The organism is Spiroplasma sp. AdecLV25b (genome assembly GCF_030913225.1).
Lineage (GTDB): Bacteria > Bacillota_I > Bacilli_A > Mycoplasmatales > VBWQ01 > Spiroplasma_E.
Genome location: NZ_JAQYTS010000016.1, coordinates 1 through 16,589, shown reverse-complemented (window position 1 = coordinate 16,589; position 16,589 = coordinate 1). Strand labels below are relative to the sequence as shown.

15 protein-coding genes and 2 pseudogenes are annotated in these 16,589 nt (G+C 28.0%); 6 read left to right on the top strand and 11 right to left on the bottom strand.

All coding sequences use genetic code 4. From position 1 onward, the window contains the following. The 4 genes from RDJ14_RS01695 to RDJ14_RS01680 all read left to right on the top strand — a co-directional run. Positions 1–205 (top strand): hypothetical protein (locus tag RDJ14_RS01695; protein WP_308149636.1); only part of this gene is annotated, 205 nt, incomplete at its 5' end. Positions 206–531: 326 nt separating this feature from the next. After that, the gene (gene gap, locus RDJ14_RS01690; protein WP_308149635.1) at positions 532–1,539 is read left to right on the top strand and encodes a type I glyceraldehyde-3-phosphate dehydrogenase; all 1,008 of its coding nucleotides are present in this window, start codon (positions 532–534) and stop codon (positions 1,537–1,539) included. Between the two features lie 149 nt (positions 1,540–1,688). Continuing rightward, positions 1,689–2,879, top strand: a complete 1,191-nt coding sequence (locus RDJ14_RS01685; RefSeq protein ID WP_308149634.1) for a phosphoglycerate kinase — start codon at positions 1,689–1,691, stop codon at positions 2,877–2,879. A gap of 8 nt (positions 2,880–2,887) precedes the next feature. Further along, on the top strand, positions 2,888–3,550 hold the full coding sequence (locus RDJ14_RS01680; protein ID WP_308149633.1) for a hypothetical protein: 663 nt from the start codon (positions 2,888–2,890) through the stop codon (positions 3,548–3,550). 93 nt (positions 3,551–3,643) lie between these two features. On the opposite strand, the gene RDJ14_RS01675 is transcribed toward RDJ14_RS01680, so the two are convergent. The 9 genes and pseudogenes from RDJ14_RS01675 to RDJ14_RS01635 form a co-directional block, all read right to left on the bottom strand. Next, positions 3,644–3,970: a hypothetical protein gene (locus RDJ14_RS01675; protein WP_308149632.1), complete on the bottom strand. Its 327-nt coding sequence runs from the start codon at positions 3,968–3,970 to the stop codon at positions 3,644–3,646. A 104-nt stretch (positions 3,971–4,074) separates the two neighbouring features. Further along, complete coding sequence (gene arcC / locus RDJ14_RS01670; RefSeq protein ID WP_308149631.1) at positions 4,075–5,010, bottom strand: carbamate kinase; 936 nt, start codon at positions 5,008–5,010, stop codon at positions 4,075–4,077. A gap of 28 nt (positions 5,011–5,038) precedes the next feature. Next, positions 5,039–6,534 (bottom strand): annotated as a pseudogene (locus tag RDJ14_RS01665) (YfcC family protein). 15 nt (positions 6,535–6,549) lie between these two features. Further along, complete coding sequence (argF, locus tag RDJ14_RS01660) at positions 6,550–7,551, bottom strand: ornithine carbamoyltransferase (protein WP_308149630.1); 1,002 nt, start codon at positions 7,549–7,551, stop codon at positions 6,550–6,552. 23 nt (positions 7,552–7,574) lie between these two features. Beyond that, the gene (locus RDJ14_RS01655) at positions 7,575–8,774 is read right to left on the bottom strand and encodes an arginine deiminase (RefSeq protein WP_308149629.1); all 1,200 of its coding nucleotides are present in this window, start codon (positions 8,772–8,774) and stop codon (positions 7,575–7,577) included. A gap of 736 nt (positions 8,775–9,510) precedes the next feature. Continuing rightward, on the bottom strand, positions 9,511–9,696 hold the full coding sequence (locus tag RDJ14_RS01650) for a hypothetical protein (RefSeq protein ID WP_308149628.1): 186 nt from the start codon (positions 9,694–9,696) through the stop codon (positions 9,511–9,513). 172 nt (positions 9,697–9,868) lie between these two features. After that, on the bottom strand, positions 9,869–10,684 hold the full coding sequence (locus RDJ14_RS01645; RefSeq protein WP_308149627.1) for a hypothetical protein: 816 nt from the start codon (positions 10,682–10,684) through the stop codon (positions 9,869–9,871). A gap of 53 nt (positions 10,685–10,737) precedes the next feature. Further along, the gene (locus tag RDJ14_RS01640) at positions 10,738–12,393 is read right to left on the bottom strand and encodes a DAK2 domain-containing protein (RefSeq protein ID WP_308149626.1); all 1,656 of its coding nucleotides are present in this window, start codon (positions 12,391–12,393) and stop codon (positions 10,738–10,740) included. A 21-nt stretch (positions 12,394–12,414) separates the two neighbouring features. Continuing rightward, a complete protein-coding gene (locus tag RDJ14_RS01635) occupies positions 12,415–12,708 on the bottom strand; it encodes a hypothetical protein (protein WP_308149625.1) in 294 nt (97 codons plus the stop codon). Between the two features lie 772 nt (positions 12,709–13,480). Here RDJ14_RS01635 and RDJ14_RS01630 point away from each other — a divergent pair. Next, positions 13,481–13,930, top strand: a complete 450-nt coding sequence (locus tag RDJ14_RS01630; protein ID WP_308149624.1) for an NfeD family protein — start codon at positions 13,481–13,483, stop codon at positions 13,928–13,930. A 15-nt stretch (positions 13,931–13,945) separates the two neighbouring features. After that, a pseudogene (locus RDJ14_RS05210) lies at positions 13,946–14,843 on the top strand (SPFH domain-containing protein). A 274-nt stretch (positions 14,844–15,117) separates the two neighbouring features. Here RDJ14_RS05210 and RDJ14_RS01615 read toward each other — a convergent pair. After that, positions 15,118–15,819 (bottom strand): hypothetical protein, encoded by a 702-nt coding sequence (locus tag RDJ14_RS01615; RefSeq protein ID WP_308149621.1) that lies wholly within the window; start codon positions 15,817–15,819, stop codon positions 15,118–15,120. 40 nt (positions 15,820–15,859) lie between these two features. Continuing rightward, positions 15,860–16,589 (bottom strand): hypothetical protein (locus RDJ14_RS01610; RefSeq protein ID WP_308149620.1); only part of this gene is annotated, 730 nt, incomplete at its 5' end.

Below are 16,589 nucleotides of genomic sequence, written 5' to 3'. Positions count from 1 at the left end.
AGTAGACAAACCACATTGAGCATTTAATTTTGAACAATATACTCCTGCTACTTTATTACCTAAAAAATATGCAGATGATAAATTACAAGATAAAACTGATAATGTATTAATAACAACAGATAAAACTATTACTGGTGCTATATTTGCAAGATATCTTGATAAAGTAGGAACTAAATTAGATTTTCAAGTACAAAGTACACTCTAAAATTACTTTTAAACTTTATGATATGGACAAACAACGTTTAGTAAGAGAACAAGAGTCACTTAACAAAAACACTAATTATGCTATTGGGCTTGAATTAAACGGTATATATGTTAATACAATATTTAAAGTTGGTCAAAGAACTGATCCAATTACAAATAAATAAAATTTTCATTATTAATAAGCGCTTACCACTTAATTACTACTACTTTAATTAAAAAATTTACATATAAAATCTATATTTTATAACAAATATTTATGATTTTAGTTATAATATACCTAGTCATTATTCAATATATGAAAAACGAAGTAGAAGGAGTGATTTTATAATGGCAACAAAAATTGCAATTAATGGTTTTGGTCGTATCGGTCGTCTTGCCTTTCGTCAATTATTTGATAAAAAAGACACTGAAATCATAGCTATTAATGATTTAGGAAACGTGAAAGCTCTAGCGTACTTATTACAATACGACTCAGCTCACGGAACATGAAAACATGGAAAAATTAAATTTGATGAAACTAAAAATACGATTATTGTTGATGGTAAAACGATTAAAGTTTGTCAAGAAAGAGACCCAAAAGCACTACCATGAAAAGAAAATAATATTGATTTAGTTATTGAAGCAACAGGACGTTTTGCTACTAAAGACTTAGCACAAGCTCATATTGATGCAGGAGCTAAAAAATGTGTTATTTCAGCACCTGCTAAAGGTGATTTAAAAACTATTGTTTACAATGTTAACCATGATATTTTAAAAGCAGGGGATAACATTATTTCTGGTGCTTCATGTACAACTAACTGTCTTGCTCCTGTTGTAAATACTTTAGAAAAAGAGTTCGGCCTTGTTAAAGGATGAATGACAACTGTTCACGCTGCTACTAATGACCAGCGTTTATTAGACTTAGAACACTCAGACTTCAGAAGAGGTCGTAGTGCTCTATCTAATATTGTCCCTGCTAGTACAGGGGCTGCTGCTGCGATTGGTTTAGTTATTCCTTCAGTTAATGGAAAACTAGATGGTTCAGCTATGCGTGTTCCTATCATTACTGGTTCAATTGTTGACTTAACTGTTGAATTAAAGAAAAATGTTACAGTTGATGAAGTTAATAAAGCTATGAAAAAACATAGTAATGAATCTTTTGGTTACAATGAAGACCAAATCGTTTCAACTGATATTATTGGTTCAAGTTTTGGTTCAATCTTCGATGCTACTTTAACTAAAGTAGTTGAAGTTGATGGAAAACAAATTGTTAAAGTATTTGCTTGATATGACAATGAAATGTCATACGTATCACAATTAGTAAGAACAGTATTACATTTAGCAAAGCTTAAGTAATTTTATCAATAGTTTAATTGCTAAAATTAAACTTCATAAAAATGCATCTTTACTAATTAATAAGATGCATTTTTATTACTGTTAGTGTATTTTTTTACAAAAAGTAATAAAATATCTTAATAAGGAAAAACAAAAAAGGAGATGAAATTATGAATAAAAAAACTTTAAAAAATCTTGATTTTAAAAATAAAAAGGTACTTGTTCGTTTTGATTTTAACGTACCATTAGATAATGGAAAAATTACTGATGACACTAGAATCAATGCTGCAATCGAAACTATTAAATACCTGCAACAACAAGATGCTAAAATCATTATGTTATCACATCTAGGACGTGTAAAAACTGAAAAAGATAAAGCTAAAAATACATTAGCACCTGTTGCTAAACGCTTAGGTGAAGTGCTAAATGAAAAAGTGGTGTTTATTAACGAAACTCGTGGCGAAAAATTAGAAACTGCTATCAATGCCTTACAACCTAAACAGTTACTACTAATTGAAAATACTCGTTTTGAAGATTTAAATGGTAACAAAGAGTCTGGTAATGATAAAGAATTAGGAACATATTGAGCTCACCTAGGTGAAGTTTTTGTAAATGATGCTTTTGGTACTGCTCATCGTGCTCATGCTTCTAACGTTGGAATTGCTGCTAACATCAAGCAAAGTTGCGTTGGTTTACTAATTGAAAAAGAATTAACAATGCTAAACAAAATTACTATGCAACCTGAGCACCCATTTGTTGCTGTGATTGGAGGGGCCAAAGTATCAGATAAAATTGATGTTATTAAACAATTATTAACTAAAGCTGATAAAGTGCTTGTTGGTGGTGGTATGGCTTATACCTTCATGAAAGCTTTAGGATTTGAAATTGGTGATTCATTACTAGAAAAAGACAAAATTGATGTTGCTAAAGAAATTATGGTATTAGGAAAAGGGAAATTAATATTACCTGTTGATTTTGTTATGGCTAAACAATTCAAAGATATTAAAGGTGAAGTAACTACCGACCAAAATATTAAAATTGGTTTTGAAGGAATGGACATTGGTCCTAAAACTTTAGAATTATTTCAAAATAGTTTAAATGGTGCCAAAACTGTATTTTGAAATGGACCACTTAGTGTTTTTGAAATGAGTAATTTTGTTAAAGGAACGAAAGACATTTGTGAAACCATTGCCAACTTAGAAAATGCCTTCACTTTAATTGGTGGTGGGGATAGTGCTGCTGCTGCTGTTAAATTTGGTTATGAATCTAAATTCAGCCATATTTCAACTGGTGGGGGAGCTTCTTTAGAATACTTAGAAGGTAAAAAATTACCTGGCATTGAAGCTATAGAAAACAAGTAATTTTTAATATGTTACAATATGATGAAACAGTTATGATTTTTGTGACCATTAGTCTTTTCTTAGTTACCGTGATTCTTATATGTCAATTAATACAACTTTGCTTTTGACTAATTATTAAATTAAAAACTAAAAACAAAAATAATCTTAAACCTTATTATCAAGAGTTACTAGCAAGTAAAGATCTTAGTTGTCAAGTTGTAAAAAAGAAATTTATTATCAAATACTTTAATTACAATGTTAAAACTAATGTTCTAAAATTAAAGACTAATGATTTCAATGAAACTACAACTTGAAACAAATATCAAACACTATGCAGTGTTTTATGTATAAAATGAAAAAATAAATATCAACCACGAAAAAATCTAAGTTTGCCAATTATTAACTTATGTTTACTAATTGGGATTATTAATACAATTATTTGCACATTATTGTTTTATATTCCAATTTGAACTAACACTAGTAGTGATATTAATCAAGAAGTATTAGCTATTTTTAGTTTTGCTGGATTAATTATCATTACGTTAAGTTGATTATTCTGAACTATGTTTTATGAAAAAATGCGCAAAGAAATTATGAATTTAACTTCTGGTTTAGAGGACCATGAAGTGAAAATTATTAAATATATCACTTTGTTTAAATCATGTTTTCCATTTGCTGATTTGATGTTTTAAATATTAAAAATCTGTTGTCTATTTAGACAACAGATTTTTTTATTACTTTAGTGATATATTTAATAATTTTTATTAGATATTGTTGAACTTCTGCTACATTGATAATGCGTTTTGGTTATTTTGGAAACTATCAGTGCTTTCTGAATCATTAATTATATTTTCATCATTACAATTATTTGCAATTGTTGAAGTTCAGCCTATAGTTCTTTTTATAGCAGAACTTACTGCTGTTACTGGTACTAACAAAAGATTTTTAATAGCATACATATCACTATCCTTTGCTGTTCATATCTTATAAATACTAACACCAGCAACAGTGGCAACAAGAACTGATAGCCCTATTTTAATACTAATAGGTTGTGAAATTTGATTATATGTGATATTTTTTCCTCTTCAATTAAACTTTGCAATTAAAAACAAAAAATACCCTTCAATGGTACTATAACCTTGAAAAGTATTTTTAACTAATATTTAATTACACTTATATAATACAACTTAATTGCTATAATTACAATACAATTCTCTTACTTATTAGTAATAACAGTCCCTACTTGTTGCAATAACGCTTTTTTTGCTTGATTTAAATTAGCAATTATTGCCACATTATTAGGTTTTGCTTTAACAAAAGCCATGGCTGCTTGAACTTTTGGTAACATACTACCAAGAGCAAATTGTTGCTCATCAATATATGTTTGAGCATCATGTAATGACAAACTGTTTAATTTCTTTTCATTTGGTTTACCAAAATTTACACAAACATTATCAACTGCTGTTAAAATTATTAACTTCTGAGCATTAACTTCATTAGCTAACAAGGCACTAGCAAAATCTTTATCAATGACGCCATCAATCCCACTAAATCCATCTTTAGTCTCAATAACAGGAATTCCACCACCCCCAGCAGTAATAACAATATGGCCTTGCTTAATTAAATCTTTAATAATATCTTTTTCAACAATAGCTTTTGGTTTTGGTGAAGCAATTACTCGTCTTCAACCACGATTAGCATCTGACTTAACAGTAAATCCATATTTAATTGCTAATTGTTTTGCTTCTTGCTCATTATAAAAACTACCAATCGGTTTTGTGGGATTACTAAAAGCACTATCATGCTTATCAACCATCACTTGCGTAATAACGGTTACTACTTTTTTGTTAATCTTGCGTTTTTGTAATTCATTACCAATGGCATTTTGTAAATGATAACCGATATATGCCTGACTCATCGCACCACATTCAGGAAATGGCATTACTGGACTTTTACTATCACTTTGATGGGCAATCTCAAAACTATTATTAATCATTCCCACTTGTGGACCATTACCATGGACAACTACTAGCTCGTTACCAACACTAATAATATCTACTAACATTTGTGCTGTATTTTTAACAATTACTTTTTGTTCACTAGGGTTATTACCAAGTGCGTTACCTCCTAATGCAACAACAATTAATGACATATTCTATTTCTTCCTTTCTTTAACAAATTTAAAATCAACTACCACCAGGACTAATCGGCAATAAACTTCCTAAGCTTAATAATACCATTGATAAACCAACTAAGCCCACAACAAATGGTCATGCTACTTTTAAATATTTATTTAATGGTACTTTACTAATACTCAAGGCTGCCATTAAAATAAAACTAGTAGGACTAAACAAGTTAACAATCCCATTAGCAAATGAAAATGTGGTAATAGTTCCTGAAAACAAACCAGGATGAATTAATTCTGCTGTTGGTCCTAAAATTGGCATAACGGCAGCGGCAAATCCTGAAGTTGACGGAATGATTATGGAAATAATTAAGAAAAAACAAAATCCCACAATCACAAATCCTGTTGTTCCTAATGATTTTAAAGGAACTGCTAACGCTTGTACTAACTTATATTGCATGCCAGAATGTTCCATAATTCAACCAATTCCCGCAGCTGTCGCAATTACCAAACAAACTGATAAAATATCACTGCTCCCTGCCACAAAAATTTTAACAAATTGTTCTTCACCATTACGTTCAATAAAACCAATAATAATACTAGCAACTAAGAAAATAGCTGCTACTGCTAATAAACTAAAATTACCAAAAGCATCATAAAATGAAGCAATGTATGGGGCATGCATTTGAATTCACTCATTACTTGTCACAGCACCATTTAGTCCAAAAGCATTTCATGAAATTAAAGAACAAATCATTAGTAAAAATGCTAAACTGAAAATTACTAAAATTATTTTTCGTTTTTTAGTAAATTCTGGTAATGCTTCAGGCATTCCAAAATCTTTAAGATACATTTCACGACTAGCAAATAATGATGATTTATTAGGAGTTTTTTTAATTCTAAGCGCATATCACATCACAAATAAAATCGCAATAACAGTAAAATTACAAACGCAACTAAACGAAAAACAATACCTGAAGAATCACTAAGACCATAATTTGTAGTATCACTTTCATTAAACGACACACCAATAACAAAGGGATTAAGAATGGAACCAAGACATCCAATCCCTGCACCAATTAGAATCGTCATTAATGATGTAATAACATCAAATCCAGCAGCCAACATAACCGGAATTAAAACTGGATATAAAGCAATAGTTTCCTCGCCCATGCCATAAGTCGTACCACCAATCGCAAAAAATGTCATTAAAATCGGAATAATTCAAATTTCACGACCTTTGATTTTTAAAATTAAACGACCAATGCCAGCATCTAAAGCTTGTGATTTAATGACAATATTTAAAAAACCACCAAGCACCAAAATAAAGACTATGATATCTAACTTGTTGCCAAAACCTTTTAATGGTGCTAAAAATAAATCAAAGAAACCCGCTGGTCGTCCTTTAAATGTTTGTCCATTAACAATATAATCACCAGTAGTACCGGGAATTCAAGAAATTAAAATCACAACAAAAATTAAACAAAACAAAATAGTTAAAGCCGAAGGTAATTTAAAACTTTTTTTTCGCTCTTTTTTGAAATTAAACATAAGTGGCAATCTCCCTTACTTTAAAGTTGCTAGCATCACAGCTTTAATAGTATGTAAACGATTTTCAGCTTCTTGAAAAGCTTTGCAATAGTCAGATTGAAATACTTCATCGTTAACCTCTAGTTCTCCTGTACCACCAAATTGCTTAATAATATCCTGAGCAGTTTTGGTATTCCCATCATGGAAACTTGGTAAACAATGTAAAAAAATAACATCTGGTTTAGCAATTTTAATTTTAGCCATATTGACTTGATAAGGAGTTAAATCTTTAATTCTTTGTTTTCAAACAGTTTTGTCTTCTCCCATGGATACTCACACATCAGTAGCAATAACATCGGCATCAATACTAGCTGTTTGATAATCTTGTGTTAAAGTAATTGAACCACCATGTATTTTAGCAATGTCTTGACATTGTTGTAATAATTGACTATCGGGAAATAAATCTTTAGTAGTACAAATTACTAAATCCATTCCTAATTTAGCGCTAATAATCATATAACTATTAGCCATATTAAAACGGGCATCACCAAAATAAACGAATTTAATACCTTTTATATTTTTCTTTTTCTTAAATTCTTGCATGGTCAAAACATCAGCTAACATTTGGGTTGGGTGATATAAATCAGTTAATCCATTTCAAACAGGAACACCAGCATTTTTTGCTAAATTTTCAACATCAGTTTGTTTAAATCCACGAAATTGAATGCCATTATAAATCCGACCTAATACTTTGGCAGTATCAACAATCGATTCTTTAACCCCCATTTGACTACCAGTAGGTCCAAAATAAGTACAATGCATTCCTAAATCATAAGCAGCAACTTCAAACGCACTTCTCGTTCTTGTTGAATCTTTTTCGAATAATAATGCAACGCTGTAGCCTTTTAATGGTTGTTTTTCGGTTCTTTGTTGTTTTTCTAATTTACACTTTGCTGATAAGTCTAATAAATAATAAATTTCTTCTGGTGTGAAATCTAATAGTGTTAAAAAACTTCTTCCTTTTAAACTAATATTCATGATGCTTTAATTCCTTTCAATCTTTAAATATTTTCGCGAATAATAGGCATTGACATAAAACGTGGACCACCACGACCACGTGATAGTTCAGCACTAGCAATTTGATAAACTTTAATACCCTGTTCTTTTAATTTTTCAACAGTGATATGATTACGACCATAGGCAATCACAACACCTGGCGCAATCGTTAACACATTGTTACCATCATTTCATTGTTCACGTGCTTGGTCAATTGGATCTTCACCACCACATTTAATGAAAGTAACTGGTTTACCAATAATGGTACTTAAATAATCGTTTAATGTTTCTTTAATTTCTTGATTTCCGTTTTTAGTTATTTCTCAAATTTTAAACTGATCATTAGTTTCAAAGATTAAAGCATGAGCAATAAATTTATCATAATCAATATTAGTAAAAACCGTATCTAAATGTATAAAAGCACGGTTTTTAGTTTTTAAATCTAAAACAATAACTTTTTCAAACTGATTGCTGCCATCATTAATAAGTCTGGTTGCACATTTTTTAATGGCATTCATAGTTGTTCGTTGTGAAACACCCATAATCACATGTTTATCATTTAAAACTAAAATATCACCACCTTCAACGCAGTCTTTTTCTGAACGGTTATATCAAAAATTAACTTGGTCTTTAAAACGAAGGTGGTGATTTAATACTAAATCAATAAATAAAGTTTCTCTACGTCGTGTTTCACTAAACATGTGATTGATAGTGGCGCCATTGCCAATACTAGCAAATGGATCACGCTGAAATAATAAGTTTGGTAGTGGATCAACAATTAATGGGTATTTATCATTATCATGAATTTCTAATTCAAATTTAGTAACACCAGCAATCATTTTATCAATTAGTTGCTGATGATTTAATGGGTTTAGGTATTGTTGTAATTTATTAAGATACTGTGGTTTGCAACCTGATTCTTTTAAAAATTGATTTATTAAATTAGTGCGTAATTTTTCATCAAGAGCAATAGTTTCAGCAGCTAGTTTTTCAATATATAGTACTTCAACACCGTTACTTGTTAAAATTTCAGCAAATTGATCATGTTCAGTTTGGGCAACAAATAAATCGGGGGTGTCATCAAATAATAATCTTTCTAATAAGTCCGGAGTTAAATTGGATAATTCTTCACCTGGACGATGTAGTAATACGGTTCTTAGTTTACCAATTTCTGAGTAAACATTAATAGCATTTTTATTATTCATGTTAAACTTCTCTCCTTACTAAATCTAGTTTTCTACAACATATTAATAAAAATTCATTTTTTCTCCCTTCATACTATCATTTAAAACCTTTATATGTTGATTTTCAAGTATTATGCATATTTTTTTCCAAAAAAAGGAATTAAAGGACTTATCTTAAATTTATTGGGTACGTAAAAAGCACTAAAACATGCTTTAATTTAAATAAAGCGAAAAAACCTAAATTAATTGTAAAGTAAAATTTCAACTCAATTAATCATTTCTTGTAAAGTTAAGTTGTTAAATCTTTTTCAATGGTGCTAGTAATATTTTTTAAAGTATTGTTAAGTTTATTACTAATATTTAAATTTTTAAAATTGCTACGTAGTTATAGCAATTAATAATTTTTTTTAATATTAATATCATTTATAATGGTTTTTTAAATCTGTTGCTTATTATCATTGTCAAGAAACTAAAAATAATGCACAAAACTGCAATAATAATTAAAACAACACCAAACTTATTTTTACCCATACTGCAAGTAAGAACAAAACCACCCAAAACAAACATCCCAAAACCAATAAAAATTAAAAATAATTCATCCTTTACTAATTAAAAATCTTTTGATTGGCGAATTCAAATTACGGTTGGGAAATTTATGAAATCATTTTTAATAATATTAATCGTAGTTGGATTAACTTTTACTATTTTATCTCAAATATCACTCATATAATTTCCTTTATTTTCCATTTTCACAATATTACTTATTTTTTGAATTTATATCATAAACTAATTTGTACAATAAACCAGTATCAAACTTTGTATTTTTAAAAATAGCATTCATGGTCGCTGTAGGATTTGATGATGGAGTACCACATGCAATTATTGGTAACACAGATAATCCAGTAAAATTAATCGCAGTTAACATTTTTAATATTCTTTTCATAACTATTCCCCCTCTTTAATTATTAATTTTATCATCTAAATTATACATGATAATTAATTTTGAAAGTATTTAAAACATATTATTAGTTTGAATATAGAAATAAAATAAAGTTTATTAAGCACTAAAAAAGTAAGTATTTTTATTGATACTTACTTTTTTAATTTTATTTTGATTATTTTTTTTCGCTTTGTATATACATCATAATACGGAATATTAATTGTAATACTTCGTATATTGTTCTAATTAAATAATAAATAAATTTAATTTGGAAAATTCAACCAATAGCACGAATTTCTTTTTCATTTAGAATTCCTACTAGATTGGTGCAAATTTCTTTACGCGATTTAGCATAGAAAACTAATTGCATACTAGCATAAACAATTAAAAAAATACTTCCTAAAATTGATAAAACAATTGATAAGGTGTTAGCGTCACTTGCTGATAAAGTAATTCATGAATTAATCGGTGAAATCGCAAATAATAACGCTAACACAATAGGAATTAAAATAAAGAATAACGTTAACTTACGAGAAAAATCTCATCAAAAAGTATTAAAACGACTACTCTTAGAACTACTTACTGCTCAACTACTCTCCATAGCCATAGCTAATGAGTAAATTGAACGACGATGATAAGTTCAAGGTAGTAATCGTAAAGTAAAATGACCGTTATTAATTAAATATGGTCGTAAATAAAAGAACCTTGGTTCAACAGTGACACCATTAACATTACCAAATCCTTTAAACTTAATTCTTGGAGCATTAATACCATACTTTTGTATATAAGTTTTAGCTAAATCACCACCACTTAAATTAGCACTATTTTCACGATGAAATCATGAATATTTAATTCATGTAATAAATCAAATCATAGTTACTATAAATAAAATAGCACCAACAGTAGCTAGCATACAAGCAACAACAATTAAACTAACTGATCATGTTGATGGATTACCAGGGTCAACAGCACCTAAAAATGAATAATTCATAATTTTATTCCTTTCTAAAAACTTTATTTTATAACATTGTAACATACAATGTGCTATTCAACAACAAATAAAAAATTATAAATTTCTTGTTCACCATTCACAAATTCATATTCAATATTATAATCTTCATCTAAAATCTTAGTTACATAATTTACTTGTTCTTTAGAAGCGTCCTTACCTTTAAAAATAGTAATAATTTCAGCACCAGTTCAAATTAATTTACTAAATAAACCACGAATGGTAGACAATATGTCTTTATTAGAACTAATAATTTTTACTTTAGTATCTTTACGATTATTAACAGCGCCAAAGAAATGACTCTTTTCAATCGTTACACCATCAATTTCAACATCACGATCAGCAACAGTAATGTAACCAAATGCTACATTTTTTTTAATCTCATTTCACATATTATTGTAATTATCTTTAGGATTATCTTCACGATTAAAATTTAAAGCAGCACGCATACCATGGGCAATGTTTTTAGCTGGTAAAACAAAAACTTTTGACTTTTTTTCCAATTTTTTAGCTTGTTCAGCAGTTAAGAATAAATTACCATCATTAGGCAAAATAAAGACAGTTTTAGCATCAACTGCTTCAATAGCTTTTAAGAAATCATCAGTTGAGGGATTGACACGTGATGAATATGTAATAATATGGTCAACATTTAATTGTTCTTTAAAAAAGACTTCTACACCTTTACCATTAACTGCAGCAATTAAAGCAAAATCACGAACTAATTTACGAATTGGCTTAATAGTTTGCGTATGGGCTTTAGCTTGTTCAGTCATGTTTTCAATTTTTACTTTTAAAATTTCACCAAATTTTTGAAAGTAATTTAAAATTTGACCAGGTTTCAAAGTATGAACGTGAACTTTAAGTAAGTCCTCGTCATCTACAACAACAATTGATTGACCATCCATTGTTTCTAAATCATTGCGAGTTTTATTTAAGTTAAAATCTGACTTGTTAGTTTTACTTAATTTAACAATTACTTCTGTACAATATCCAAAGTCTTCTTGATTTAATGACATTTCTAATTTAGTGCCATCTTGAGTTAGTCTTTTCTTTGGCATAATAGGTTTACCATTCTTTAAACCATAAACCATGCCTTCAACAATGTATACTAAACCAGCACCCCCTGAATCTACAACACCAACCTTTTTTAAGATTGGTAATAAGTCAGGAGTTCTTTTTAGTGACTCGCTCATACCTTCTAATAACTTTTCAAAAATAAAAAGTGCACTTTTGTTTTTATCAATATTCTCGCTAATGAAATTAGCACCTTCTCTGACAACCGTTAAAATAGTCCCTTCTACGGGTTTCATAACTGCGCGATATGCATATTCTTGAGCGCTCTTTCAAGATTTAATTAAATATTCATTATCAATCATATTATCTTTATTTTCTTTTGCTATTAACACTTGAAAAAAACCACGAAAAATTTGTGACAAAATAACACCAGAATTACCACGAGCGCCCATAATTAAACCACGTGAAAAAGTAGTACCTAGCTCTTTTAATGTTTCATAATCTTTGCCATTTAATTCTTTAATACCATTCATCATAGTTAAATTCATATTAGTTCCTGTATCACCATCGGGCACTGGAAAAACATTTAATTTATCAACTTCAAAGTGATGATTATAAAGATTATTAGCTCCGCTAATAAGCATAACTTTTAAGGTTTTAATATTCATTTTTTTCATTTAAATCCACCTAATATTTTCTTATTCTTCAATTAAATCACAAGCAACAATATTTAATCTCACGTTATCTTGGTGTTTAATTATTTTTTCTACAACATACGTTAAATTTCTTTGTGCTACCTTCATGACGGTTCAAATATTACTATTAGCAAAGCAAATAATATTAATATCAATACTTCATCCTAAGTCATCTTTAGACACAGTAATTCCCTTAATACCATCTGATTCATAAATACTAGCAACACCTGGCACAGATTTAATGTTATCATATAATGCCTTTTCAATAATCCTCATAACATCTGTAACTGTTTCCACATGCTCACCCCTTAAAGTTAAACTTAAAATTAATCCTTGCAATTTTAAAGTCTCTTAAATTATACCTAATATAATAATACAAGACAATAAATAATAATTTTTGCTCGCTAAAAACAGATAAAACGATTTAACATCGCAAAAACTATTAAATTTAAGATGACCTTAGACTTTTTACATGGTAAATATTAAAGTTTCAAATATTTTTTATTTATCTTTAATTATTATATTACATTGATTGACATTCAAAGATACTTTTAGGTTAATTAACTTAGTATTAATATGAGTCTTAATTTTTTTAGAAGCTCTCACATATTGTATAATAAAGTAATAGTTAAAAGAAAGTAAAAAGGAAAAATATTTTTTAAATTATAGATAAATCAAAATTTTAGCAACACTGGGTTATGCCACTGTGTGTGGAATACAAGAACAGTATATACCAACTACTTTATATTCTGCAGGTGCTTTATCTAAAGTTGGAATTATTATAAAATGTACACGAATACAAAAAAACATCATCCTGTCTTTGAGGACATAAATTTAAAAAAACTAGCAAGTAAAAGTATGTTGCCACAAATAGAGACTAACATTAATAAAAAAGTAAATTCTATGCAAATCTGCGTGTAAAACTAAATAAAATGTATCAAAGTGATTTTATTTAAGTAATGTTCATAATAATAACAATGTTATTTTAAAAATATTGCTTTAATGTTAACTAAAAGTTATTATTATACATAAGGTTTTTAAAACTATACTACAAAGAGGTATTCAATAAATGAACATCGAAACTATTTTATTAATTGTAATGTGGGGATTGCTTGCCATCACCTGTGTTACTATTGAACTACTAACAACCAACCTAATTACCATTTGATTTGCTCTAGGCAGTATTGTTAGCTTAATTGCTGGTGCTTTCGGTGTAATTTGATATTGACAAATTATTAGTTTTCTAACAACAACTATTATTACACTAGCAATTGGTTATCCATTATTAAAACGATATATTCATAACAAACCAACCTTAAAAACTAACCTTGATGGATTAATTAATCAACAAGCAGAAATGATGAATGATTATCCTAACCACCATAAAGCACCAGGAATTGCCAAATTAGATGGTAAAACATGAACTGTTATTAGTACTACTAACGACAATTTTAAAAAAGGTGAAATAGTTTTAGTTACTTCAATTATTGGTGTCAAACTTGTAATTAAAAAAATATAAGGAGATAAACATAAAATGTTACCAACCAGTACTATTATTGCTATTATTCTAGCTACCATTATTATTGTTTTATTAATCACTATGGTCTGTTTAGCTATCAAAGTAGTTCCGCAATCTAATGCCTATGTAATTGAAAGAATTGGTAAATACCATACCACATGAAATTCTGGTATTCATTTTTGTATTCCATTAATTGATAGAATTGCTAAGCAAATTTCACTAAAAGAACAAGTAGTTAGCTTTACACCCCAAACTGTAATTACTAAAGACAATGTAACTATGGAAATTGATACTGTTTTATTTTTCCAAGTTACTGATACTAAATTATACTCTTACGGTGTTGAACGCCCTATTTTGGCCATTTAAAATAACAGCTACAACTTTAAGAAATACGATTGGTGATTTAGAATTAGATAAGACCTTAACATCACGTGATGAAATTAATGGTCGTTTACAAATTACTTTAGATGAAGCAACTAACTCATGAGGAATTAAAGTAGTACGTGTGGAAGTTAAAAATATTCAACCACCACGTGAAGTAAAAGAATCAATGGAAAAACAAATGCGTGCTGCTATCTTAACTGCTGAAGGTGATAAAGCATCACGTATCTTAATGGCAGAAGGAAAAGCACAAGCGTTACTAGTTCAACAACAAGCATTAGCTTCTTCAATTGATATTTTAAATAAATCAACTCCTAATCAACAAGTACTGTTACTGCGTAGTTTGGAAACTATGGAAAAAGTAGCTGATGGAAATGCTACTAAAATTATTATTCCATCTAATCTCCAAAACTTGGCAGGGGGGGCATTTGCAACACTTGGCGAAGTATTTAAAGAAACAAGTGTTGTTGGTAAAAAACAAAAAAATAATAACCTTGAAACTGATGTTATTAGTACTAAACCAAAAAAATAAATATATTTAAGTAAAAATGATAAGTGAGTTTTAAGTTCGCTTATCATTTTTTAAATTCATTAAATTTTATTATAAAGATTCTCTAATTCAAATGTTTCATGAATACCAGTATCATGAATAAACAATGCCACTAACATTGGTGTATTATCACTCATTGTTAAATATCAAATCATAAATGAAAAGTTTAAAAACGAACACTTTTCATTTTTTTTAAATAAAAACTTAATCATAAAACTACTAATCACAATAATTGGTAATGAACTAGAAATTCATCCTATAAAACTAAAGATAAAGGTAAAACAGAAAAAAATAGAAACATATTTCAAAAAAAATAATTTAATGATTTTGCTAATATCCCCATGATAATTGTTATTAACAACAATAATAATAATATAAATACATACCCTAAAATCATTCATTTAATTCTTTTATAAAATGTAATAATACCTAAATGATTATATTTTATTTGATATACATCAAATAAATCAATAATATTTTTACTTTTAAAAACACTAATAATACCTAAAATATTTAAAGTTAAAAAATCAATTATTAACAATTTTCTAGAAATAATATTCACTAATGAACCACGTAATGATGTTTTAACATAGTCAGAATTAGTTCTAATAATAAATATTAAATTTAAAATAATTATTGTTAATTGAATTTTTCATGCAAGAAAAAGATTTTCTTCAAATAAACCGATTCAATAAGCAAAATTTAAAGTTACGATGAAAATAGTAAGTATGCTAATAATAGCAGATATTATCATATTAATCATTCACGAAATAAAACTAATTTTAAAAAAACTTTTAGTTTCATTACTAAAATAACTACTTTTTCTTATTGTTTTTCATCGATAAAAAACTGAAATTTTTAAATGACTCTTTATTTCATTTACATTATTAAATGTTTGCTTGTTATTTAAAATAAATTTCATTAGTAACCAACGATAAATTATTGATAAATAAAACATAGGTAGTTTTCCCCTTAAATTTTATAATTTGAAATCAAAACTATTCAGAATAAATTCCACATGGAATAATAAAATTAGCCCATTGTCATTTTATATCAAGGTCATAATCTACAGATTGCATAGTGCTGACTATTGAAATAATAAGTGTTGTAATAACACCAATTATAACCTCTGTTCAACTCCCTAAACCTAATAAAACAAAACCAATTGAAACAGCAGTAGTAACAATTGTTAAAATATCAGATATATTTCCAAGTTGAGATAATTCAATACCTCCAAATAAACTACCAAGTTTTTTAATAGTTTCATTAATTAAATCATTATCAACAGATTTTATTGCTTCTTCTAATACAGTCACCTCTTTTTGAATATCAGCAATATTTTTAAATAAAAAGGCAACATTTGATATTTCAGCAATTATTTTTACATATTGTAAGTAAGAAACTGCATTATGATCTAAATGTACATACGTTCCTCATTCTCAAAATCTTCATCAATGAGAAGGTTCATAAGTGCTAAATCAAATTTGTGGCATTTCTGATTGAAGATTTTTATTTTTTGAACTATCATTGAACTCAATAATATTATTATCAGTATTCAAATAGTTACTTTGATTAATACCATGATAATTCAATTGTACTTCTTGATTAACAATATTTGGCGTAATAAATCCTTTACTAATAGCGTCATTTAAATATAATAATGATAAATCAAGATGTTCAAATACAAAACTTGGTATTTGATTAATATCTATTTTTGTTTTATCAAGA